We start from the raw sequence: 23,388 nt of genomic DNA on the forward strand, positions 1-23,388 counted from the left end.
GCGAGGTCGTCCGTTGTCGCCTTCGTTTCAGTGCTGGCCATGGCGGCGGATCTCCCCACGCAGGTGTTCGGTGATCTCGAGGGACAGTTCCGCGACGTCCGCGTCCTCGATGCGGCGGGGTTGCGGGATGTCGACGGTCCATTGCCGGGCGACCCGTCCGGGTCGGGAGGAGAGCAGGACGACGCGTTGGGCGAGGCGGACGGCCTCGCGGACGTTGTGGGTGACGAAGAGGACCGACAGGCCCGTCTCTGCCCAGATGCGGGTGAGTTCGCCGTGCAGGACGTCGCGGGTGATGGCGTCGAGGGCGGCGAAGGGTTCGTCCATCAGCAGCAGGCGGCTGTCCTGGGCGAGGGCGCGGGCGAGGGCGACGCGCTGGCGCATGCCGCCGGACAGTTCGTGGACGCGTTTGCCGTGGGCGCCGCCGAGGCGGACGAGTTCGAGCAGGCGTTCGGCCTCGGTCCTGCGGTCGGTCTTGGCGACTCCGCGCAGGCGCAGGGCGAGTTCGATGTTCTTGCCGGCGGTCAGCCACGGGAAGAGGGCGTGTTCCTGGAACATGAGCGCGGGGCGGCCGCCGGGGGTCTGGATGGATCCCGCGGACGGCTTGTCGAGGCCGGCGACCAGGTTGAGCAGGGTGGACTTTCCGCAGCCGGAGGCCCCCAGGATGGTGACGAACTCTCCGGGAGCGACATCGAGGCTGATGTCGTCCAGGACGAGCTGCGATCCGGCCGGGCCGGAGAAGGACTTCGAGACGTGCTCGATACGGGCGGCGTGCGTGTGCTGCGCCACCGCGTCCTCGGCAGCCTTGGCGAGCGTCGTGGCCATGGTCGTCACCTCCTGGGATTGCTGGATTACGGGTTACTCGGCGCCGAGGCCGGCGTCGGAGACCTCGGGCTTGCCGGCGGCCTTCAGGACCTTGTTCAGCAGCGTCAGGTCGTAGATGCCGGCGAGGTCGGGCTGCTCGATCAGCTCGGCCTTGACCGCCCAGTCCGCCTGGGTCTTCAGCGTCGAGGCCAGCGGGTCGTCGGTGATCTGGATGCTCGGCCACGCCGGGTCGATGACCTTCGCGTCGAGCGGCTTCCCGCTGTCCGCCGCAAGCCGGGCGTTGGCGGAGGCCTTTGCCTTCTCCGGGTTGGCGTGGATCCACTCGTTGGTCTTCACGGTGCCCCGGAGGACGGCCTCGACGACGTCCGGGTGGGCCTTGAGGAACTTCTGCGACACGATGATGTTCGTGATCACGAACTTCTTCTCGGGCCACAACGCGGTCTCGTCGAGGAGGACGGACCCGCCGTCGGAGACGAGCTTGGAGGCTGTGGGCTCCGGCACCCAGGCGCCGTCGACGGAGCCCTGCTTGAAGGCGTCCGGGGTCACCTTGTTGTCGGTGCGGACGACGGAGACGTCACCCTTGCCGGACTCCGGGTCGACCTTCCAGCCCTTCTCGGAGATCCAGTTGAGGAACGCGACGTCCTGCGTGTTCCCCTTCTGCGGGGTGGCGATCTTCTTGCCCTTGAGGTCGTCCAGGGTCTTGATCCGGTCCGGGTTCACGACCAGCTTCACACCGCCCGAGGCGGAGCCGGAGATGATCCGCAGGTTCGAGCCCTTCGACTTCACGTAGCCGTTGACCGACGGCGACGGGCCGATGAAACCGATGTCGAGGGAGCCGCCGTTGAGGGCCTCGATCTCGGACGGACCGGCGTTGAAGGCCTGCGGCTTGACGGCCGTTCCCCCGAGTTCCTCCTGGATCAGGCCTTCCTGGATGCCGACCAGGGCGGTGGCGTGCGTCAGGTTCGGGAAGTACCCGATGCGGACCTCCGGCGCCGACAGCTTCTTGCCGCCGGCGGCAGCGGCGTTCGCCTTCGCGTCGCCCCTGTCCTCCGCCTGGGAGCCGTAGCCGCAGGAGGCGAGGGCGCCGAGCAGCACAGGCAGGGCGGCGGCAGCGGCGAGGCCGCGGCGCAGGGTGGCACGGGTAACAGGCACGCGAGGACTTCCTCTCGGCGCGCCGTGGTCTACGGCGCGGGTCTTCGTCTGTGGAACGGGGACGGGAACGGCTCGTCGGGGACGGTGGCGGTCATCGCGCACATCGCGCCACCCCTCCCTGGCCGCTGCCGAGGGCGCCGCTGCCGACGCGGCCGCCCTCCTTCGCGAACGTCGCATAGAGATCGGTGAACACGCCTAGAAGTCCCAGCCCTCGTCGTCCGGCTGGACGGCCGTCTCGGCCTGGGAGGCGAAGGACTCGCCCGCCATGCCCGCCGCCAGCGTGGTGCCGTCGGCCGGGTCGATGAGCAGGAACGATCCGGTACGGCGGGAATCGGCGTAGGCGTCGAGCGCGAGGGGCTCGGCGGTGCGGACGACGACGAGGCCGATGTCGTTGGCCACCAGCTGCCCGGGCTCCGGGTGCTGGGACAGGTCGTCCAGGGTCAGCCGCGACGGGATCTCCTTGACGATCGCCTTGACCGTGCGGGTCGTGTGCTTGAGCAGCACCCGCGCGCCGACGGAGAGCGGCTGGTCCGCCACGTGGCAGACGGTCGCGACGACGTCCTGAGTGGTGGCCGGGGCCTTCGCGGACGGTGCGATCAGGTCGCCGCGCGAGATGTCGATGTCGTCCTTCAGACGCACCGTCACCGACTGCGGCGCCCAGGCGATGTCCACCGACTCGCCCAGCGCGTCGATGCCCTCGATGACCGAGGTACGGCCCGACGGCAGGACCGTGACGGCCTCGCCTACGCGCAGCACGCCGGAGGCGATCTGGCCCGCGTAGCCCCGGTAGTCGGGGTGCTCCGCGGACTGCGGGCGGATCACGTACTGCACCGGGAAACGCGCCGGGCAGGCGGTGAGGTCATGGCTGACCGGGACGGTCTCCAGGTGCTCCAGCACCGTCGGGCCGCCGTACCAGTCCATGTTCGCGGACGGCTCCACCACGTTGTCGCCGGCCAGGGCCGAGATCGGGATCGTGGTGATCTCCGGGACGCCCAGGTCCGAGGCGTAGGCGGTGAACTCCTCCGCGATCGCCGCGAAGACCGACTCCTGGTAGCCGACGAGGTCCATCTTGTTCACGGCGAGGACCACGTGCGGGACGCGCAGCAGCGCCGCCACGGCCGCGTGCCGGCGGGTCTGCTCGATCACGCCGTTGCGGGCGTCGACCAGGACCACGGCCAGGTCGGCGGTGGAGGCCCCGGTCACCATGTTGCGGGTGTACTGCACGTGCCCGGGGGTGTCCGCGAGGATGAACCGGCGACGCGCGGTGGCGAAGTAGCGGTAGGCGACGTCGATGGTGATGCCCTGCTCGCGCTCGGCCCGCAGGCCGTCGGTGAGCAGCGCCAGGTCCGGGGCCTCCTGGCCGCGCTGGGCGGAGACGGCCTCGACGGCCTCCATCTGGTCGGTCAGCACCGACTTGGAGTCGTGCAGCAGCCGGCCCACCAGGGTGGACTTGCCGTCGTCGACGGAACCGGCGGTCGCGAAGCGCAGCAGGGTGGTGGCCGCGAGGTCGTCGAGCCCGGCGACCTGATCGGTGGTGCTGGTCATTTCTAGAAGTACCCTTCGCGCTTGCGGTCTTCCATCGCGGCCTCGGACATCTTGTCGTCGGCGCGGGTCGCGCCCCGCTCGGTGAGGCGGGAGACGGCGATCTCGGCGATCACGGCGTCGAGCGTGACGGCGTCGGAGTCGACGGCGCCGGTGCAGGACATGTCACCGACGGTGCGGTAGCGGATGAGCCGCGTCTCGGGCGTCTCGCCCTCCTTGGGGCCGCCCCACTCGCCGGCCGTCAGCCACATGCCGTTGCGCTTGAAGACCTCGCGCTCGTGGGCGAAGTAGATCTCCGGCAGCTCGATGCCCTCGCGGGCGATGTACTGCCACACGTCCAGCTCGGTCCAGTTGGAGAGCGGGAAGACGCGCACGTGCTCGCCGGGCGCGTGGCGGCCGTTGTAGAGCTGCCACAGCTCGGGCCGCTGGCGGCGCGGGTCCCACTGGGAGAACTCGTCGCGCAGGGAGAACACCCGCTCCTTGGCGCGGGCCTTCTCCTCGTCGCGGCGGCCGCCGCCGAAGACGGCGTCGAACTTCAGTTGCTGGATCGCCTCCGTCAGCGGGACGGTCTGCAGCGGGTTGCGGGTGCCGTCGGGGCGCTCGCGCAGCTTGCCGGCGTCGATGTAGTCCTGGACGGACGCCACGTGCAGGCGCAGCCCGTGCTCGGCCACGGTGCGGTCGCGGTACTCCAGCACCTCGGGGAAGTTGTGGCCCGTGTCGACGTGCAGCAGCGCGAAGGGCACCGGCGCCGGCGCGAACGCCTTCAGAGCCAGGTGCAGCATGACGATGGAGTCCTTGCCGCCGGAGAAGAGGATCACCGGCTTCTCGAACTCGCCCGCCACCTCGCGGAAGATGTGCACGGCCTCGGACTCGAGGGCGTCGAGGTGCGACAGTGCGTAGGGCGCGTCCGTCTCTTCGTGGACGTGTGCGACGGTCGTCGTCATGCCAGACCCCTCTCGGTGAGCAGCGCGTGCAGGGCCGAGGCCGACTCCTGCACGGTCTGCGTGTGCGACTCGATACGGAGGTCCGGGGACTCCGGCGCCTCGTACGGGTCGTCGACCCCGGTCAGACCGGAGATCTCGCCCGCCGCCTGCTTGGCGTACAGACCCTTCACGTCACGCTCGGAGCACACCTCGACCGGGGTGGCCACGTGCACCTCGAGGTAGTCCGTCGCCGCGGCGGCGTGCCGCTTTCGGACGGCCTCGCGGCTGTCGGCGAACGGCGCGATCACCGGCACCAGCGCCTTGACGCCGTTGCTCGCGAGGAGTTCGGCGACGAAGCCGATCCGCTGCACGTTGGTGTGCCGGTCCTCGCGGCCGAAACCGAGGCCGGCGGAGAGGAACTCGCGGATCTCGTCCCCGTCGAGCACCTCCACGCGGTGGCCCTCGGCGCGCAGCCGCTCGGCCAGCGCGTAGGCGATGGTGGTCTTGCCCGCGCTCGGCAGCCCGGTCAGCCACACGGTGGCGCCCTGGTCGCTCACGCTCATCTGCTCTGTCTCCGTAAGTTCTTCGCTGGTCGTCATCAGCCGTGCAGTCCGCACTCGGTCTTGCCCCGCCCGGCCCAGCGGCCGGACCGCGCGTCCTCGCCCTCCGCCACGCGGCGGGTGCAGGGGGCGCAGCCGACGGAGGCGTAGCCGTCGGTCAGCAGCGGGTTGGTGAGCACGCCGTGCTCGGCGACGTACGCGTCCACGTCGTCCTGCGTCCAGCGGGCGATCGGCGAGATCTTGACCTTCCGCCGCTTCTCGTCCCAGCCGACCACGGGGGTGTTCGCCCGGGTCGGGGACTCGTCGCGGCGCAGGCCCGTCGCCCACGCGTCGTATGCCGTCAGGCCCTCTTCCAGCGGCTTGACCTTGCGCAGCGCGCAGCACAGGTCCGGGTCCCGGTCGTGCAGCCTCGGGCCGTACTCGGCGTCCTGCTCGGCCACGGTCTGACGCGGGGTCAGCGTGATGACGTTGACGTCCATCACCGCTTCGACCGCGTCCCGGGTGCCGATGGTCTCCTCGAAGTGGTAGCCCGTGTCGAGGAAGACCACGTCCACACCGGGGAGGACCCGCGAGGCAAGGTGGGCGACGACCGCGTCCTCCATGGAGGAGGTCACGGCGAACTTCCCGCCGAAGGTGTCGGCCGCCCAGCGCAGGATGTCCGGCGCGGAGGCGTCCTCCAGGTCGCGGCCCGCCTGCTCGGCCAGCTCCTTGAGCGTCGCGTTCTTGAGCGTCGCGTTCTCGAGACGGGCGTCTTGAGTGGTGGTCATATCTCGTCGCCTTCCGCGGATCCCGCTGCATCGGACCGAACGCCCCGGGCCAGCAGCCCGAGGTACTTCAGCTGGAAGGCCCGGTTGCAGGCCCTGCATTCCCACGCGCCGTGGCCCGTCTCGTGGGGGAACAGGTCCTCGTCACCGCAGTAGGGGCAGTAGAACGGTGCGGCTCGCTCGCTCACGAGAGGCTCTTCTCGTCCGCGCGGGCGACCCAGGCCGCGAAGCGCTCGCCGTCCTCGCGCTGCTCCTCGTAGCTCTTGACGACCCGCTCGACGTAGTCGGGTAGACCGGCCGAGGTGACCTTGAGGCCGCGGACCTTGCGTCCGAAGCCGGCCTCCAGGCCGAGTGCGCCGCCCAGGTGGACCTGGTAGCCCTCCACCTGGTTGCCGTCTTCGTCCAGGACCAGCTGCCCCTTGAGACCGATGTCCGCCACCTGGATACGGGCGCAGGCGTTCGGGCAGCCGTTGATGTTGATGGTGAGCGGCTCGGCGAAGTCCGGCAGGCGGCGCTCCAGTTCGTCGATGAGCGAGGCGCCGCGCGCCTTGGTCTCGACGATGGCCAGCTTGCAGAACTCGATGCCGGTGCAGGCCATCGTGCCGCGGCGGAACGGGGACGGCTTGACCCGCAGGTCCAGCGCCTCCAGTGCCTCGACGACCGAGTCGACCCTGTCGGCCTCGATGTCGAGCACGATCATCTTCTGCTCGGCGGTGGTGCGCAGGCGGCCTGAGCCGTGCTGCTCCGCGATGTCCGCGATCTTGGTCAGGGTGGCGCCGTCCACGCGGCCCACGCGGGGGGCGAAGCCGACGTAGAACTTGCCGTCCTGCTGCTGGTGGACGCCGACGTGGTCGCGCCACTGGCCGGAGGGCTGCTCGGGAGCGGGGCCGTCGGTCAGCTTCCGCTTCAGGTACTCGTCCTCCAGGACCTGGCGGAACTTGGCCGCGCCCCAGTCGGCGACGAGGAACTTCAGGCGGGCGCGGGTGCGCAGCCGGCGGTAGCCGTAGTCACGGAAGATCGAGATGACGCCCTCGTACACGTCCGGGACCTCGTCGAGCGAGACCCAGGTACCCAGGCGCACACCGAGCTTGGGGTTGGTGGACAGGCCGCCGCCGACCCAGACGTCGAAGCCGGGACCGTGCTCGGGGTGGTTCACGCCCACGAAGGCGACGTCGTTGATCTCGTGCGCCACGTCGAGGAGCGGCGAGCCGGAGATCGCGGACTTGAACTTGCGGGGCAGGTTGGAGAAGTCCTTGTTGCCCACGATGCGGCGGTAGATCTCGTCGATGGCGGGCGTGCCGTCGATGATCTCGTCCTGGGCGATGCCGGCGACGGGCGAGCCGAGGATGACGCGGGGCGTGTCGCCGCAGGCCTCGGTGGTGGACAGGCCCACGGCCTCCAGGCGGCGCCAGATCTCCGGGACGTCCTCGATCCGGATCCAGTGGTACTGCACGTTCTGGCGGTCGGTGAGGTCGGCGGTGCCCCGCGCGAACTCCTCGGAGATCTCGCCGATGACGCGCAGCTGCTCGGTGGTCAGCCGGCCGCCGTCGATGCGCACGCGCAGCATGAAGTACTTGTCGTCCAGCTCCTCCGGCTCCAGGATCGCGGTCTTGCCGCCGTCGATCCCGGGCTTGCGCTGGGTGTAGAGGCCCCACCAGCGCATGCGGCCGCGCAGGTCGTTGGGGTCGATGGAGTCGAAGCCCCGGTGGGCGTAGATCGTCTCAATGCGTGTCCGCACATTGAGACCGTCGTCGTCCTTCTTGAACTGCTCGTTGCCGTTGAGGGGCGTGTGGTGTCCGACGGCCCACTGTCCCTCGCCGCGGTGACGGCCGGTCTTGCGGCGCGCGGCGGCTGCGGCGGCGGGCGCGGGCGTTTCGGGGGTGGCGGCCATGGCGGTACGTCCTTCTTGGGCGGCTCAGGGCAGGGGCATGTGAAGCGAGCGGGGTGGCGTGACCCCTGGACGCTGAGCGGGTGCGGCTGATTGCCCGCGCCTTGCCGGGGTGACCGGCGGACAGGGCGGAATTCGGCCTTCAGGGGACTGCGATGATCGACACTTCCACGGCGGCGATGCCGGGATTGCGGCGATGTGCGGCGGTTGCTGGTTCCGTCAGCACGCCGGACAGATGGCGCTGGACATGCGGCCGAGGTCGACGTGCCGCCGACTCACCAAGGCAATTCCAGCTCCATTCATGGCGGAAGCGTGTCATGGGCCGATTGGAGGAGTCCACTACTGTCCACGATACGGACGAAGTAGTCCCGCATTGTGGGACGAAGTGACGGGGGTCACGTGCGGAAGCGCCGGGTTGGGCGGCTGGGTCGAGACCGGGCGCCCGGCTACGGCGTCGCCGTGGGTACAGGGCGGAAGGGCGTGAGAATCTCCACCCCGTGGGCCTCCGGGCCGTCCCGCCGGATCTCCTCCTCCAGCAGGCCGTGCAGCGTCGCCGTGTCCGTCGGGTGAGGCGATGCCGAGGGGGTCGCGCCCTCCGGAGTCGCTTCGACGCGATCGCCAGGGAACGGGGCCACTCCGGCCGCCATCTCCAGAGGGAGGCGCGGCCGGGGCACCTGGACGGTCGCCTTCCAGGTGCCGCGGTGGCGGTCGACCTCGGCGAAGGCGACGGGCCAGCCGGAGCGCTCGTTGGCCCGGCGGACGAAGGCGACGACGGTCCAGCGGGGGTCCAGCCCGCTCACGGTCCCCTCGAAGTAGACCGCGACCCCTGCCGGGGTCGCGGAGGGATCCGCGTACTGCCGGGCGACCAGGGTGGTGACGCGGGTCCCGGCGGTGGCGTCGGCGACTGTGGGCGGGGTCGTCGGCGTAGGCGGCGTAGGAGCTGGTGGCTTGGAGATGATCGCCACGACGACCGCCGCCCCGGCAGCCACGAGGGCCGCGATCAGGCTTTGCCAGCGGTGTGGTCCGGCCAGCCGGCGGCCCTGGCGTCCGGTCTGCGGGATGCCCGGCTCGTCGGTCGGATCCGGGGGGCCTTCGGCGCTCATGGTCCTCGCCTGGTTTCGACGGACCTCCAGAATGCGCGGGCGCCTCCGCTCCGTCCCGTTGCCACGCCGATCCGGCCGCTGTTCCGGCCCGGCAGCCGCGCCTCAAGCGCCGTCGGGGCTGGGGTGGTGTTCCTGACCGGGGCGGCAGCCGGGAACGGTGGCTTCGGGTGGGGGTGCTGCCCGTGCGGGGGCTCTCCCCGGCTCGGCGCGTGCAGGCGTGTCTCGCTCGTACCCGGTGGTTGCGCCCCGTCCTGCGGGGAGCCCCCGGGGTGTCCCCACCCCCGACCCCGACCAGGGACACCACACCCGGCCGCGCCGGGGGTTGAGGCGCGGCCACCGGCCGCAGCCGGAGAACGGCCCGCCCCAGCACTCGGCGGACCCCGCCGAAGGCGTCACGCTCCGGGCCAGGGGCCCGGCGTCGGGACTTCCTCCTTCTCTTCCGTCTCCGTCCTGAAGACCTTGAAGCCGCGCCGCTGGTAGTTCGCCATCGCCGTCGGGCCGTCCTGGCTGCAGGTGTGGACCCACACCCGGCGGGTGGGCTCGCGGTCCGGCCAGCGCGACGCGAGGTCCCAGGCCCGTTCCACGCCGACGGTCAGCAGGTGCCCGCCGATGCGGCGGCCGCGGAAGTCGGGCAGCAGGCCGAAGTACATGATCTCCACCACGCCGTCGTCCTGCGGGTCGAGCTCCACGTATCCCGCCGGCGTGCCCCGGTCGTACGCCACCCACGTCTCCACACCGGGCCGGTCGAGCTGCTCAACCCACTGCGCCCGGGTCAGGGACAGCCGGTCCGTCCAGTGGATGTCGCCGCCCACCGACGCGTAGAGGAAGCGGCTGAACTCGGGGGAGGGGACCTCCGACCGCACGATGGATATCTCCTGGCCCGCCGGAGCCGCCGGGACGAGGTCCGCCGGAGAGGTCATCTCCAGCGACCAGGTGGTGAGTGTGATGGTGCTCATGCAGCTCAGGGAATCATGCCGGGTCCGGTCCGGCCCAGGCGGGCCCGGACCACCGCGGGCGCCGTGGAGTGCGGGAGCAGCGCGGCCGGGTCCTGCGGGCGGATCAGCTCCACCTCCACGTCCTCCGCGAAACGGTACGGCCGGTGGGCCAGGACGCCCCCCAGGTGGCGGCGGACGCGGGACAGCTCCGCCCGGACCGTCACGGTGCGGGTCGGGTCGCCGAACACCTCCGCGGACAGCTCCGCGGCCGAGCGCCCCCGCGGGCTCTCCGCGAGCAGGAACAGCAGCTCCGCGTGGCGCGGGCTCAGCTCCTGCGACCAGCTCCCGGACGACCCGTACACCGTCGCCGACCACGACCCCGCCCGGCTGAGGTCCAGGACGACCCGGGTCGCCGCCGTGCCCGCACGGTCCTGCGCGATCCGCAGCAGCCAGCCGCCGGGCAGCGGCTCCGCCACGCAGTCGCCGAGCTGCGGCATCCACACCCGGCCCGGTGCGAAGTCCTTCGGCAGCGGGATCCGCTCCGACGGGGCCAGCCCCGTCACCGCGGCCGTCCAGCCGTGCGGGTCGACGGCCAGCGCCGGCCCCGGCAGCCGGGCCATCAGCGGGGCCGCCACCGCCCGCAGCCGCTCCAACGACTCCAGGTGCCGGATACGCAGCTCCCGTTCCGCGAGCCGGGCCACCGCACTCACCCAGGCCAGCGTCGCAGGGTGCATGGTGGCCAGCGGCCCGCTGACGTCGACCACGCCCAGCAGCCGGCCGTCGCGCGGGTCCCGCACCGGCGCCCCCGCACAGGTCCAGTCGTGGTGGCTGGAGACGAAGTGCTCCGCCGAGAACACCTGCACCGGCCGCCGGGCCACCAGGGCCGTTCCCACACCGTTCGTGCCGACCACGGCCTCGTCCCAGTCCGCGCCGACCGCGAAGCCGAGCCGGTCCGCCTTGCGCAGGATGGAGCTGTGGCCCTCCCGCCACAGCAGCCGCCCGTCCGCGTCCGCGACGACCATGATGTGGAGCGCCCCGTCGAGCGCGGGCAGCAGGCCCTCGCGCAGCACGGGAAGCACCTCCCGCAGCGGGGAGACGTGGCGCCGCTCCTCCGTCTCGGCGGCCGACAGCATCCGCGAGCGCGCGTCCCGGTCCGGGTGCACGCCGCCGGCCAGCATCCGGCGCCAGGACTCCGCGATCTCCGGCCGGGGCGCGGCCGGCGGGCGGTCGCCCGCCAGCGCGGCCGCGCGCACCCCCTTGAGCAGACGCGTGGCCTCCCGAGGGTGCATGGCCGAGATGCGTGCCACATCGACCGTCATGCCTGTGGTGTCGGCCACCGGAACCTCCCCGTGCGAACAGGACGTACGACGCCGGCCGCCCGGCGGTCCGCAGGTGCCCCGGGGGCCGCTTCCCCGGGGGCGCCCGACGGGCGGCTGCCGACCCAAGGGTTGCAACGCTATGCAACTCTCGCCAAGTCCCGGACGTCCGACCGAAAATGTCCGGACGTCGCCCGAGCGGCGTGACAGCTCCTCCTCGGGGCTTCGGTTCAGAGGTGGTGCCGAGTCGGCGCGGCGCCACCTCTGTGCCGGTCGACGGGCCCGGATCCCGGCTCGGAGCGGTTTGGGGACCGCAGGGGAGCCCGACGGGGGCTCCTCCCTAGCCCGTGATCCGCGCCCGTTCCACGACCGCACGCAGATCCAGGCTGTGGGGCAGCGTGCCGAAGGCCGTACCCCAGTCACCGCCCAGCCGCGAGGCGCAGAAGGCGTCCGCCACCTCCGGGGGAGCCCACCGGACCAGCAACGATCCCTGGAGCACCAGGGCCATGCGCTCCACGACCCGGCGGGCCCGCGCCTCGATCCCCTCCAGATCGGCGAGATCCGTCAGCAGGTCCTTGATGGCCGAATCCAGCCGGTGGTCGGCGCCCCGGGCGAGCCCCACCTCCTGGAGGAAGGCGTTCAGTGCCTGCGGCTCCCGCTGGAGGGCGCGCAGTACGTCCAGGGCCTGGACGTTGCCCGAACCCTCCCAGATGGAGTTCAGCGGGGATTCGCGCAGCAGTCTCGGCAGCCCGGACTCCTCGACGTAGCCGTTGCCGCCCAGACACTCCAGCGCCTCGGCCACCATCGGCGTACAGCGCTTGGTCACCCAGTACTTCGCGGCGGGCACGGCCAGGCGCAGGAAGGCCTTCTCCTGCTCGGTCCCGGCGTCGTTGGCGGCGGCCAGGCGCAGCGTCAGGGCGGTGGCGGCCTCCGACTCCAGGGCGAGGTCCGCGAGCACGTTGCGCATCAGCGGCTGGTCGATGAGCAGCGCTCCGAAAGCAGAGCGGTGCTCCGCGTGATGTATGGCCTGGGTCAGCGCCTGCCGCATCAGCGCTGCCGAGCCGATGACGCAGTCCAACCGGGTCGCCGCGACCATCTCGATGATGGTCCGCACCCCGCGGCCCTCCTCGCCGACCCGCCGAGCCCAGGTCCCGTCGAACTCGACCTCGCTGGACGCGTTCGACCGGTTGCCCAGCTTGTCCTTCAGCCGCTGGATCGCGAAGACGTTGCGCGTGCCGTCCTCCAGCACCCGCGGCACCAGGAAGCAGGTCAGTCCGCCCGGTGCCTGCGCCAGCACCAGGAACCCGTCGCACATCGGCGCCGAGCAGAACCACTTGTGCCCGGTCAGCAGGTATTCGCCGGACGCGTCCAGCGGCACGGCGGCCGTCGTGTTGGCGCGTACGTCGCTGCCGCCCTGCTTCTCGGTCATCCCCATGCCGAAGAGCACCCCGGCCTTCTGCGCGGCCGGCCGCAGCCCCTCCTCGTACACGTGGGAGGTCAGCCGGGGCTCCCACTCGGCCGCGATCGACGGATCGGCCCGCAGGGCCGGCACGGCCGCGTGCGTCATCGAGACCGGGCAGCCGTGGCCCGCCTCGGCCTGCGACCACAGGAAGAACCCGGCGGCCCGGCGCAGGTGCCCCGCGGGCCGCCCCCAGGCGTCGGTGAGCCCGGCGCCCACCGCGTGCCCGAGCAGCCGGTGCCACGCAGGGTGGAATTCCACCTCGTCGATACGGTTCCCGTACCGATCGTGAGTGCGCAGTTTCGGAGGGTTGTCGTTCGCCTGCGCGCCCCATTCCTGGGCCTGTGCGGAACCGGCCGCGCGCCCGAGGTCCGTGAGCTCCTGCCGTACCTCGCCGAGGAGTTCGGGATCCGCGGTCGCCAGGTGACGCTCGACGCCCTCGGTCAGGGCCCGATCGCCGGTGTAGACGTCGTGGCCCACCAGGGGCGGGGCCTGGTTGCTGACTGTGTGGGTGGTGGCTGCCATGCGGATACCGTAAGGACGTGCAGCCAGCAAAAGAAACACCCGAGCGGATCGCAGGACGGCTCCACCGGGCCCGCGCCCTCTACCGCAACGTCTCGAAGCGCAAGATGGGCTGGCTGCTGCTGAAGGACACCGTCAACTCGTGCATCGAGTACCGCATCCTCGGACTCGCGGCCGAAGCGGCGTTCTTCACACTGCTCTCCCTGCCCCCGCTGTTCCTGGGCCTGCTGGGCCTGCTCGGCTACGTGGACGGGTGGACGGACACCCGTACGGTCGAGAGCATCGAGGAGAACATCCTGCGTGCGGTCGGCACGGTCCTGTCCGACCGCGGCGTCAACGACATCGCCCGGCCCCTGCTGGACGACGTCACCCGCAGCGGCAGACCCGACCTGATCTCCCTCGGTTTCGCCTTCGCCCTGTGGTCGGGATCCCGGGCCGTCAACGTCTTCATCGACACCATCACCGTGATGTACGGGCTCGACGGCCACCGCGGCATCGTCAAGACCCGGCTGCTGGCCTTCCTGCTCTACATCATCGCCCTGCTGATCGGCGCGATCGTGCTGCCGCTGATGGTGGTGGGGCCGGACGCCGTGGTCCGGCTGGTGCCGTGGGGCACCGAGGTGATCGCCGTCCTGTACTGGCCGACCGTGACCCTGCTGTCCATCGCCTTCCTGACCACGCTCTACCACGTGTCGGTGCCCGTGCGCTCGCCGTGGATCGAGGACGTGCCGGGCGCGCTGGTGGCCCTGGCCATGTGGGTGCTGGGCTCGTTCCTGCTGCGGATCTACCTCACCAACACCGTGGAGGGGCCGACGATCTACGGCTCCCTCGCGGCGCCCGTCGCCGTCCTGCTCTGGATCGGCATCTCGGCCTTCGCGGTGCTCGTCGGCGCCGCCGTCAACGCCGCCATCGACCGCGTCTGGCCCTCGGTGGCCACGGCGGCGGCGCGCGAGGTGAACGAACGGGCCCGTGAGGCGGAGGCCGCGCAGCTGATCGCGCGGGCCGCCGCCTGGCGCGCGATGGCGGAGGGCGAGTCGGAGGACGACGAGGACGAGGGCATGCCGTCGGAGTTCCCGGAACGCTGGTCGAAGTTCCTGCCGCCCGAGGACTACTCCTCGCGCCTGCGCAAGCACTGACCGCCCCCACCGGGGGAACGGACCTCCGGACCGGCCCTGTGGGCCCTGAGGCTCGTGGGGGTGCCCGGGCCGGGCCGGCGGTCCGTACGTCGCTGCGCGCGCAGGTCAGCGTGACCACGGAGCGGGCCACCGGTGCCCGACATTCTGTGCGCTGTGCAGACTGACTCTTCGTCTCGCAGGTCACCGGGTCGGTCGGATGCAAGGTTCGACTGCACGCGGCAGCCGCACCCCCGACGGGCACCTCGCCTTCGGCCGGCGGCGGACCCCACTGCTGCCTCGGCGCATGGCCGGCCCAGCCGGATCACGGCGCTGATCCGTGAAATCGCGCGCCGTCACCCCGACTTCGGGCTCACCGGCGAGGTCCGGCGGCTGCGTCCGGACCCACCAAAGGCGTCAAGCCCCTGCCGGTCCGCTACGGATGAGGCGACACGGGACCGCCTCCGCCTAAGCTTCCGCCGTGAACGACACCGCACATGCGATACGGATCCGGCCGGGCGGCCCGGCGGACGCACCGGCCCTGCTGGACATGCTCGATTCCGCCGTGGCCTGGATGAACGCCCGCGGCAACACCGAGCAGTGGGGCACGACGCCCTACTCGCAGCGCCCGGACGGGCCGGCACGGGTCGCGCGGTACACGACCGAGAACACCCCGTACGTCGCGGAGCTGGACGGGGTGCCCGTCGGCGGCCTGGTGCTGGACCACGGCCCCAGCCCGCAGCTGCCGATCGCGCCGGCCGGGGAACCCGAGCGGTACGTGCGGCTGCTGGTCTCCGACCGGCGGTACGCGGGCCGGGGCATCGGTGCGGCACTGCTTGCCCACGCCGCCGAGCAGACCCGGCGGGCCGGCGTCGCCCTCCTGCGGGTCGACTGCTGGGCCGGTGGCGGCGGCGAACTGGTCGCGTTCTACGAGCGCAGCGGCTTCACCCCCACCGAGCGCTTCCTGTCCGGCGACTGGCCGGGACAGGTGCTGGCCCGGCGGGTCGGTCCGGCGCTCGACTGACGTCGCGCGAGGGCGCCGGAAGGGCCAGAAGAGCGACCCGGAAAAGAAGTGGCCGCGACGCGAGCGGGCTTGTTAAGGTCGGGTCGTTCCCGCCGAGCGGTGAGGAACCACGGTGACGTGCATGACGCGGAGGTGAGTTCATTGATGACTGTCGTTGCGCAGGGCGCTGCCCGCATCCAGAAGACCATCGATGCCACCCCCGTGGTCTCCGGCTGACCTCACCATTTCCTCCACGCGCCGCCGCAGTGCGGGCGCGTGCGGCCGGGGCCACCCTGTGAAGGGTTCCCCTTGTCTTTCAACGCTTTCCCGCAGGCCTCGCTCGCGCACACCCTGACCACCCTCGGCTGGGACGACGCGTGGGCGGCCGAATTCACCCCGTACGCCGAGCAGGGCCTCGTGCCCGGCCGTGTCGTACGCGTCGACCGCGGTCAGTGCGACGTGCTGACCGCCGACGGCATCGTCCGCGCCGACACCGCCTTCGTCACCCCCCACGACCCCCTGCGCGTCATCTGCACCGGGGACTGGGCCGCCGTGGAGACGGTGGGCAACCCGCGGTACGTGAAGGCGTACCTGCCGCGCCGGACCGCCTTCGTGCGCTCCACCTCCTCGCAGCGGTCCGAGGGGCAGGTCCTCGCCGCGAACGTCGACCACGCGATCATCGCCGTCTCGCTCGCCGTCGAGCTCGACCTGGGGCGCATCGAGCGCTTCCTGGCCCTGGCCTGGGAGTCGGGGGCGCAGCCGCTGGTCGTCCTCACCAAGGCGGATCTGGTCCCGGACCCCGTCACCCTCGGCCACCTCGTCCAGGACGTGGAGACCACCGCCCCGGGCGTCCAGGTCCTCACGGTCTCGTCCCACACCGGGGAGGGCACCGACGTCCTCGGCGCGATCGTCGCCGACGGTACGAGCGTCCTGCTGGGCGTCTCCGGCGCGGGCAAGTCCACCCTGGCGAACGCGCTGCTCGGCACGGACGCCATGGAGGTCCAGGCCATCCGCGACGTCGACGGCAAGGGCCGCCACACCACGACCACCCGCAACCTCCTCGTCCTGCCGGGCGGAGGGACCCTCATCGACACCCCGGGCCTGCGCGGAGTCGGGCTCTTCGACGCGGAGGCGGGCGTCGGGCAGGTCTTCTCCGAGATCGAGGACTACGCCGCCGAATGCCGCTTCCACGACTGCGCCCACGAGGCGGAGCCGGGGTGCGCGGTGCTCGCCGCGCTGGAATCGGGGGCCCTGCCGGAACGGCGCCTGGAGAGTTACCGCAAGCTCCTGCGGGAGAACCAGCGCATCGTGGCCAAGACGGACGCCCGGCTGCGATCGGAGATCCGCCGCGACTGGCGGCTGAAGTCCGCCGAGGGCCGGGCGAACTACTCCGCCAAGCGCGGCGGCCGGGTCTGACCCTCCCCTCCCCGCCCCGGGCCGACCGGCCCGGGGCGGGGATCGCCGTGCGGCGCACGCGCCACGACCGGATGCTCCGCCTGCGGAGAGGGGCGCTGCCCGGCGGCGAATACCCGGGTGATCGGCCGACCGCCGCCTGTGTACTCTGGGCGAGCTTTCGAACCTGTTCAAGCATTAACTGAAAAATGGGGGGGCCGGTGCGCAATCGCCGACTCATAGTTTCCGCCGCCGTCATCGTGGCCAGTGCGGGTCTCGTGCCGGGCACGGCCCAGGCCGACGAGCCGGCCAAGTCCGGAGCCCACGGGGTGAGCGCTCCGGACGCGGCCCTCGGCAAGGCCGCGGCGTCGAACTTCGACACCTTCACCAGCGCCGCCGAGCGCACGGTCCGGCCCGCCGGCAAGGGCACGGCTCAGGCGCAGGGGGCCGCCGCCACAGAGCCGACGGTCGCCCTGACCGCCAAAGGCACCAGCGCCCGCGGGATAAGCCTGGGGCTCACCATCGACATCGACCCGGACGCGCAGATGTCCGCCGTCGTCGATTGGGGCGACGGCAGCAGCGACCTGCTGGAGACGTACGGGCCGATCAACCTGACCGCGCCGCACTCCTACGCGGAGATCGGCGCCTACACGATCAAGGTCACCCTGAAGGACGCCACGGGCGACCGGGGCACCAACACGCTCGCCGTCGTCACGCCGGGTTCCGACTTCACGCCGTACACGCCCACCCGCCTCCTGGACACCCGCAACGGCACGGGCGGGCCGAAGGCCAAGGTCCCGGCGTACGGCACCACCCGGGTGCAGATCTCCGGCAACGGCAACATCCCCTCGGGGGTCACGGCCGTGGTGCTCAACGTCACCGCCACCAACACCACCAGCGGCGGCCACGTCACGGTCTGGCCGGCGGGCAGCGAGCGTCCGATCACCTCGAACGTCAACTTCACCAAGGGGCAGACAGTCCCGAACCTGGTGATCGTGCCGGTCGACAAGAACGGCTTCGTCAACCTCTACAACGGCGGCTGGGAGTCGGTCGACCTGATCGCCGACGTCACCGGCTACTTCACCCGGACCTCTTCCAGCGGCTACACCCCGCTGGACCCGACGCGGTTCGTCGACACCCGCAACGGCACCGGCACCGCCCAGGGCCAGGTCCGCGGGCAGAGCACCTTCAACGTCAAGTTCACCGGCAGGGACGGCATCCCGTACGGCACCACGGCGGTCGCGCTGAACGTGACCGTCACGAATCCGCGCGAGGACGGCCACCTGACGGTCTTCCCCGGCGGGAGCACCGCCCCGACCACGTCCAACGTGAACTTCCGCGCCGGCCAGACGGTCGCCAACTCGGTGATCGTGCCCGTCGGCCCCGACGGCACCGTCAACTTCCGCAACGGCGCCTGGAACGGCACCGACGTCATCGTCGACGTCGTCGGCTACTACCACGCCGACAGCCAGGGCGCCTACCTGCCCTTCGTCCCGGAGCGTCTGCTCGACACCCGTGACAGCTCGGACTGGGCTTGGGGCCCGCTGGGGGGCCAGGGCTACATCTACATGCCGCTGTCCACGCAGTACCCGGCCAACACGGCCTACGTGCTGAACACCACGGTCACCAACACCCGGGGCGAGGGGTACCTGACCGTCTCCCCGGACCCGAACTCGCTGAGCGCCTACAAGGGCGGCTGGGACACCTGGCCCACCCCGCCGAACTCCTCCAACCTGAACTGGAAGCGGAACGACACCGTCCCGAACCTGGTCCAGGCCGGTATGGGGAACAACGGCATCGTCGACTTCTGGAACCGGGGCTGGGACGACATCGACCTCGTGGTCGACATCTTCGGCGTCTACCAGACGAACTGACCCACCCGCAGAACCCGCACGCCACGGCGCCCCGGGCGGACCCCACCGGTCCGCCCGGGACGCCGCCCGTCACCCGCCGCAGCCGAGGAGAGGCCCAGGGCTGTCCCGCAAGGGAACAGCCCTCAGGTGTGCCGATCGGGGAACGGGGCGCCGCGCCGGGCACCGTCCGCGGACTCGGTCCGCCGCGGGCCGCAGGGGCTCCGGCGCCGGAGCCCCTGCGGCCCGTCGGCGTCGGGCGTCAGGCGTCAGGCGTCGGCCGCGGTGCGCGGGGCTCGGCGCATCGCCCACAGGACCGGGCCGCCTCCGGGCAGCCGGGCCTCCCCGAGCACGGTGAAGCCGAAGTGCTCGTAGAAGGGCAGGTTGTCGGGCTTGGAGGACTCCAGATAGACCGGCAGGCCCGCCGCATCCGCCTGGGCCAGGCCAGAGCGCAGCAGGGCCGCGCCGTGGCCCTGGCCGCGGGCGGCCGGGTCGGCGCCGACCACCGCCAGGTACCAGTGCGGCTCGGTCGGGGCGTGCTTCGCGGCCTCCTCGACGGCTTCCCGGAACAGCGCGGCCCGGTCGCCGAGGATGTCCTGGAGTTCCTGGACGGTCTCCGCGTCGGGCACGGCCTTCGCCTGCCCCTCGGGCGCCACCCAGAAGGAGGCCGCGGCGTCGGTGCGCTCGCACACGCCGTGGTGGACGTACTGCCGGGTGAACAGCGTGGTGAAGTAGCGGTTCAGCCCGGCCTCGCGGGAAGCGTCGTCGGGGAAGAACCAGCGCATCATCGGGTCGTCGTCGAAGGCGGCGGCCAGGGTGCGGCCGACCATGCGGGCATCGTCGATCGTTGCCGTCTTCGGAGCGTTCGTTAGGGGCATACGGGTCATTCTGCACCCTTGATGATCTTGACTTGTGAGGGGGCCCCTCGTCGGCGCCCTGCGCCCGTTCCTGCGTGGCGAGACCCCGACCGGGGCAACGGGCCGGGCCCTGACCGGGTCCCGCGGCAGGGGCTACTGCGCGGCCACGGCGCCCACCCACGCCCCCACCACCAGCAGGCACCCGAACAGCTCCACCAGCACGCTCGTGCCCACCGCCCGCATCACCGCCCGCGTCGACGCCCAGGCATCGCCGTGCCCGCCCAGGCGCAGCCGTTCGCAGAGGTAGACGCCGCCCACGAAGCCCGGGACCGCCCCCACCACGGGGACCAGTACGAAGCCCAGCAGGGCGCCCGCGCCCGCGAAGACCGCCGTCCGGGGGGTGGCCGGCAGCCCGTGCGGCCGGCGGGGCGGCAGCTGCCACTTCACCGCCTGCACCACCAGCAGCAGGGCCGTCGCCGCGACCAGCAAGGACCACGACAGCGCCGACCGCTCGTGCAGGGCCCACCACAGCAGCCCCGCCCACACCAGCCAGGTCCCCGGCACACCCGGAACCATCACCCCGACCAGCCCGAACAGCAGCACCAGACCCACCAGGAGCAGCTGCGGCACGTCCACCCGCCCAGCGTGCCCGACGGCCGGCTACCGGGCCACCCAGCCGCGCTCGTACGCGTGCCAGCCCAGCTGCAGCCGGGTCGTCACCCCGGCCGTCTCCATCAACCCCTTGACCCGCCGCTGTACCGTCCGCAGACCGAGTTCCAGGTGCTTGGCGACGCTCGCGTCGGTCATGCCCGCCAACAGCAGCGAGAGGATCTCCAGATCCGTGGCGTCCGGGACGGCCCCGGACTCCTCCGGCGAACCGCCCGCGCCCAGCCGCAGTGGCAGCGACTCCCGCCACACCGCCTCGAACAGGCCCGTCAGGGACTCCAGCAGCCCGGACGCGTGCACCACCAGCGCCGCCGGCTCCGCGCCGCGGGCCGTCAGCACGACCATGGCGAGGGCCCGGTCCGCGATCACCAGCCTCGCCGGGACCTGGGACGTCACCCGCACCTGCTCACCCCGGGCCAGGGCCGTGGACGCCTCCCGGATCCCGCCCGGCAGGGTCAGCACCTCCCGCTCGATCACCACCCGGACGTCGACCCCGCGCACCGGGGCCCGGTCCTCCGCCTCGTTGTCCGTCCCCGCCACCAGCTGGGGGCGGCCGTCGATCAGCGCGCACACCTCCTTCTCCGCGCCCAGCTGGAGCTGGTGGAAGCGGTGCGCCACCGCACTCGCGCCCTGCACCACCTCCACCAGGTCGTGCACCGCCGGTTCGGCCGCCTCCGCCCGGTACTCCTCCGCCAGCAGGGCCGCCGCGCACTCCGCCTGCTCCAGTTCGTGCCGCTGCCGGGTCAGCAGGGCCCCGAGTGCGACCCCCGGCGGGGCCGCCACCCAGCGGCCGGGCCGGGCCGAGGACCGCGCCGCCAGCCCGTGCCGCTCCAGGTGGCGCAGGGCCCGTTCGGTCTGCGGCACCGGCAGGGTCAGCCGGTGCGCGAGGTCGGGGACCTCGGCCGCGCCCAGCGCCACCAGCGCGCGGTACGCGGACTCCTGACCCTCGTCCAGGCCTATGGCACCCAGCAACCCGTCCACCACCTTTCGACGCGCTCGTGGCGGGAAGCGGCCACGGCGCAAACCCGCCGCCGACATCATCGCCGCATCCCCCGTCCCTCTGCCAGGTTGCGCCTCCGCAGCACCAACATCCCTCGGCCGGAGGCCATTTACGCGGACGCTTTGCCGTGCAATGCAGCAGTTGGCCGGGATTCACCTGGGGCGAGCGATGCGCCCGATACCGACGCGAAGGGCGCCACGGTCACCCGGACGGTCGCGCGGACGTACGACGTTCGCCGAGCCGTACGGGCAGGACGGAAAGGGTCCGCGGGGCGGCGGTCCGGTGGACCCTTTTCACGCATTCGGCGTTTTCGGCCCCCACCGGGGGCCGAGAATGGGGGCATGAGTCAGCAGGGCGCGGACGACTGGTGGCAGAAGCTCTACGAGGACCCCGACCCGGACGCGGGACCGGCACCCGACCCCGGGGACACCCTCGACAACCGGTTCCGTTCGGCGGCCGGAGTGACGGGGGACCGGGCCGGGGCGCCGCCTCCCGCGCCGCCGGAGCCGGTACGGGAGGCCGAGCCCGGCCCCGGGCCGGGACGCGGGCCGCTGCCGGCCCCGCGCACGGAGCCGGATGCCGGCCTGCCCGGGCGGCCGCCGCTGCCGGACGCGGTCCGGCGGGAGCCCGCCCGGCCCCCGGGGGCGGGGCCGGTACCGCCACCGCGACCGGCCCCCGACACCCTCCCCGCGTCGCCCGGCGAGCGGCACGTTCCGCCGCCTGCTCCGGCCGCACCACCGGCCGTGCCGCCCACCGCGGCCGGGGCCGCGCCCGGTACACGCAGCACTCCGCCGGCGATGCCTGCTGCGCGCGTGGCAGGTGACGCCACGGCCGGACCATCGGCGCCACCGGCCGTGCCGCCCACCAGGGAGTGGGCCGCGCCCGACACGCGGAGCGTTCCGCCGCCGGGACCCGCTCCGGACGCTCCGCCCGGCGGGCCCCCGGCGCAGCCACCGGGCCCTGCGCTCGACCAGCCGGCGGTCCAGGTGCCGTTGCCCGGCGAGACGTACGGCCCGCCGACGGCTGCGGCCGCGGCGCCCGGCGCCCCGGCCGGGCCCCCGCCCGCCCGCCCGCCTCTCCCGGGTGGGACGGCCGCGGCGGAACCGGCTCCGGGAGCAGCTCCCCACGTACCGGCAGGGCCACCGCGGGCGCCGTCGCCCGCCGGACAAAGCGGTCCGCCGCCCGCGCCGCCGCCCGCGCCGCGGGCCGCACCGCCCGCCGCAGAAGGAGCCACGACCGGCCCGGGGTTCGGGCCGCTCGCACCGCCGCCTGCTCAGGGGGCCGCTACCGGCGCGCCCGCCCCGCCTCCGTACGCGCCGACCGCCGCCGAGGCCGCCGCTCCGCCCGGCGAGCGGTACGGCCCGCCGCCGCCCCCGGCCCCGCCCTGGCACGGCGCCCAGCCGCGAGACCCGCGCACCGGTGGCGCCACCGGCTACGCCCTCGGCGGCGTCCAGGTACCCCCGGCACCCGGCCCGGAGCTGCCCACCCGGCGCGCCCGGGGACCGCGGGGGGAGGACCGCACCGAGGAGGTGGCGCAGGCCGCACCCGCCCCGGAACCGCAACGAGCACCGCTCGGCGGGCCCGCCCCGGAGGCCGATGCCCCGCAGCAGCGGCCCGAAGTACGGCACCTCGGCGACCGCGCCCCCACCTACGCCGCCGAACCGGGCCCGCTCCCGCCCGCGGACCCGGCCGCCCTCGACGCGCTGGTCCCGGACACCGTCCTGGAGGGCGCCCGCTACGGCGCCTACACCCTGCGGGCCGCCTCGCTGCGCGGCGACTCCGCCCGCTACCGCGGCGAGACCCGCCGGGACTTCCTGCTCACCGCCCGTTTCGGCAGCGGCGACGACGCCCTCGTTCTGGTGGCCCTCGCCGGCGGGGACCGGGCCGCCCCCGGCGCCGCCGAGGCCGCCGCCGAACTGTGCCGCACGGTGGCCGCGGCCGTCGGCCGCAGCCAGGGCAGTCTCGCCGACGACATCCGGGCCGGCCGCCGCGACGCCTTGCGCTCCGGCCTCCAGCGCCTCACCGACCGCGGCTACGGACGCCTGCGGGCCCGCGCCGCCGAGCTGGGCCTCGAGGAGGAGGAGTACACGGCGGGACTGCGCGGGCTGCTGCTCCCGGTGGACCCGGAATGCCGTATCCGGGTGTGCTTCGGCGCCGGCGCCGGCGGGCTGTTCCGACTCCGTTCGGGTCAATGGCAGGACCTGGAGCCCACCGGCCCGGCCGCACCCGCGCAGGCCGCGGCGCAAGACGCCGCCGAGCCGGCCGACGCGGTCGGCGACCCCGGCAGCGTCTTCCGGTTCCGGGCCTCCGTGGCCAGACCGGGGGACACCCTGCTCCTGTGCTCGGGCGGCCTGGCGGAGCCGATGCGGGAGGAGGCCGCCCTGCAGGCGGAGCTCGCCGCCCGCTGGGCCGAGCCGGACCCGCCCGGCCTCGCCGCGTTCCTCGCGGACACCCAGCTCCGCCTCAAGGGGTACGCCGACGACCGCACGGCCGCCGCCGTCTGGGAGGCGTAACCGGCGCGG

21 protein-coding genes are annotated in these 23,388 nt (G+C 72.9%); 5 read left to right on the forward strand and 16 right to left on the reverse strand.

Annotation, left to right across the window (positions count from 1 at the left end; translation table 11 throughout):
• Positions 1–27: 27 nt before the first annotated feature.
• From ACZ6JS_RS17470 to ACZ6JS_RS17530, 13 genes are all read right to left on the reverse strand, one after another.
• On the reverse strand, positions 28–822 hold the full coding sequence (locus tag ACZ6JS_RS17470; protein ID WP_469298810.1) for an ABC transporter ATP-binding protein: 795 nt from the start codon (positions 820–822) through the stop codon (positions 28–30).
• A gap of 33 nt (positions 823–855) precedes the next feature.
• On the reverse strand, positions 856–1,974 hold the full coding sequence (locus ACZ6JS_RS17475; protein WP_469298812.1) for an aliphatic sulfonate ABC transporter substrate-binding protein: 1,119 nt from the start codon (positions 1,972–1,974) through the stop codon (positions 856–858).
• Between the two features lie 195 nt (positions 1,975–2,169).
• Positions 2,170–3,519: a sulfate adenylyltransferase subunit 1 gene (locus tag ACZ6JS_RS17480; RefSeq protein ID WP_469298814.1), complete on the reverse strand. Its 1,350-nt coding sequence runs from the start codon at positions 3,517–3,519 to the stop codon at positions 2,170–2,172.
• Between the two features lie 2 nt (positions 3,520–3,521).
• On the reverse strand, positions 3,522–4,460 hold the full coding sequence (cysD, locus tag ACZ6JS_RS17485; RefSeq protein WP_469298816.1) for a sulfate adenylyltransferase subunit CysD: 939 nt from the start codon (positions 4,458–4,460) through the stop codon (positions 3,522–3,524).
• Entirely contained in the window at positions 4,457–5,002 is a 546-nt protein-coding gene (gene cysC / locus ACZ6JS_RS17490; RefSeq protein WP_469298817.1) for an adenylyl-sulfate kinase, read from the reverse strand. The genes cysD and cysC overlap by 4 nt, the downstream gene beginning before the upstream one ends.
• 35 nt (positions 5,003–5,037) lie before the next feature.
• Entirely contained in the window at positions 5,038–5,766 is a 729-nt protein-coding gene (locus ACZ6JS_RS17495; protein ID WP_469298818.1) for a phosphoadenylyl-sulfate reductase, read from the reverse strand.
• Positions 5,763–5,951, reverse strand: coding sequence for a hypothetical protein (locus tag ACZ6JS_RS17500; RefSeq protein ID WP_469298820.1), 189 nt, complete (start codon positions 5,949–5,951; stop codon positions 5,763–5,765). The genes ACZ6JS_RS17495 and ACZ6JS_RS17500 overlap by 4 nt, the downstream gene beginning before the upstream one ends.
• Positions 5,948–7,654, reverse strand: coding sequence for a nitrite/sulfite reductase (locus ACZ6JS_RS17505; RefSeq protein ID WP_469298822.1), 1,707 nt, complete (start codon positions 7,652–7,654; stop codon positions 5,948–5,950). The genes ACZ6JS_RS17500 and ACZ6JS_RS17505 overlap by 4 nt, the downstream gene beginning before the upstream one ends.
• Before the next feature lie 139 nt (positions 7,655–7,793).
• The gene (locus ACZ6JS_RS17510; RefSeq protein ID WP_158076142.1) at positions 7,794–7,970 is read right to left on the reverse strand and encodes a hypothetical protein; all 177 of its coding nucleotides are present in this window, start codon (positions 7,968–7,970) and stop codon (positions 7,794–7,796) included.
• Positions 7,971–8,097: 127 nt separating this feature from the next.
• The gene (locus ACZ6JS_RS17515) at positions 8,098–8,754 is read right to left on the reverse strand and encodes a hypothetical protein (RefSeq protein WP_469298824.1); all 657 of its coding nucleotides are present in this window, start codon (positions 8,752–8,754) and stop codon (positions 8,098–8,100) included.
• A gap of 392 nt (positions 8,755–9,146) precedes the next feature.
• Positions 9,147–9,710: a GNAT family N-acetyltransferase gene (locus ACZ6JS_RS17520; protein ID WP_469298826.1), complete on the reverse strand. Its 564-nt coding sequence runs from the start codon at positions 9,708–9,710 to the stop codon at positions 9,147–9,149.
• A 5-nt stretch (positions 9,711–9,715) separates the two neighbouring features.
• Positions 9,716–11,008, reverse strand: a complete 1,293-nt coding sequence (locus ACZ6JS_RS17525; RefSeq protein ID WP_469299393.1) for a GAF domain-containing protein — start codon at positions 11,006–11,008, stop codon at positions 9,716–9,718.
• A gap of 337 nt (positions 11,009–11,345) precedes the next feature.
• Positions 11,346–12,989, reverse strand: coding sequence for an acyl-CoA dehydrogenase family protein (locus ACZ6JS_RS17530; RefSeq protein ID WP_469298828.1), 1,644 nt, complete (start codon positions 12,987–12,989; stop codon positions 11,346–11,348).
• Positions 12,990–13,006: 17 nt separating this feature from the next.
• Between ACZ6JS_RS17530 and ACZ6JS_RS17535 the strand changes: the two genes are divergently transcribed.
• The 4 genes from ACZ6JS_RS17535 (at position 13,007) to ACZ6JS_RS17550 (ending at position 18,367) form a co-directional block, all read left to right on the forward strand.
• Positions 13,007–14,122 (forward strand): YihY/virulence factor BrkB family protein, encoded by a 1,116-nt coding sequence (locus tag ACZ6JS_RS17535; RefSeq protein ID WP_469298830.1) that lies wholly within the window; start codon positions 13,007–13,009, stop codon positions 14,120–14,122.
• Positions 14,123–14,579: 457 nt separating this feature from the next.
• Positions 14,580–15,122: a GNAT family N-acetyltransferase gene (locus tag ACZ6JS_RS17540; protein ID WP_469298832.1), complete on the forward strand. Its 543-nt coding sequence runs from the start codon at positions 14,580–14,582 to the stop codon at positions 15,120–15,122.
• 288 nt (positions 15,123–15,410) lie between these two features.
• Positions 15,411–16,517, forward strand: coding sequence for a ribosome small subunit-dependent GTPase A (gene rsgA, locus ACZ6JS_RS17545; protein WP_469298834.1), 1,107 nt, complete (start codon positions 15,411–15,413; stop codon positions 16,515–16,517).
• Positions 16,518–16,714: 197 nt separating this feature from the next.
• Positions 16,715–18,367 carry a hypothetical protein gene (locus ACZ6JS_RS17550; protein WP_469298836.1) on the forward strand — a complete coding sequence of 551 codons (1,653 nt, stop codon included), beginning with the start codon at positions 16,715–16,717 and terminating at the stop codon, positions 18,365–18,367.
• A gap of 245 nt (positions 18,368–18,612) precedes the next feature.
• Here the strand turns inward: ACZ6JS_RS17550 and ACZ6JS_RS17555 are convergent, their stop codons facing one another.
• The 3 genes from ACZ6JS_RS17555 to ACZ6JS_RS17565 form a co-directional block, all read right to left on the reverse strand.
• Positions 18,613–19,230 carry a GNAT family N-acetyltransferase gene (locus tag ACZ6JS_RS17555; RefSeq protein WP_469298837.1) on the reverse strand — a complete coding sequence of 206 codons (618 nt, stop codon included), beginning with the start codon at positions 19,228–19,230 and terminating at the stop codon, positions 18,613–18,615.
• A 123-nt stretch (positions 19,231–19,353) separates the two neighbouring features.
• Positions 19,354–19,836: a DUF456 domain-containing protein gene (locus ACZ6JS_RS17560; protein ID WP_469298839.1), complete on the reverse strand. Its 483-nt coding sequence runs from the start codon at positions 19,834–19,836 to the stop codon at positions 19,354–19,356.
• Positions 19,837–19,860: 24 nt separating this feature from the next.
• Positions 19,861–20,838, reverse strand: a complete 978-nt coding sequence (locus ACZ6JS_RS17565; protein ID WP_469298840.1) for a helix-turn-helix domain-containing protein — start codon at positions 20,836–20,838, stop codon at positions 19,861–19,863.
• 1,557 nt (positions 20,839–22,395) lie between these two features.
• Here ACZ6JS_RS17565 and ACZ6JS_RS17570 point away from each other — a divergent pair.
• Complete coding sequence (locus tag ACZ6JS_RS17570) at positions 22,396–23,379, forward strand: protein phosphatase 2C domain-containing protein (RefSeq protein ID WP_469298842.1); 984 nt, start codon at positions 22,396–22,398, stop codon at positions 23,377–23,379.
• The last annotated feature ends 9 nt before the right edge of the window (positions 23,380–23,388 follow it).

Source organism: Streptomyces sp. NPDC046349 (assembly GCF_055587885.1).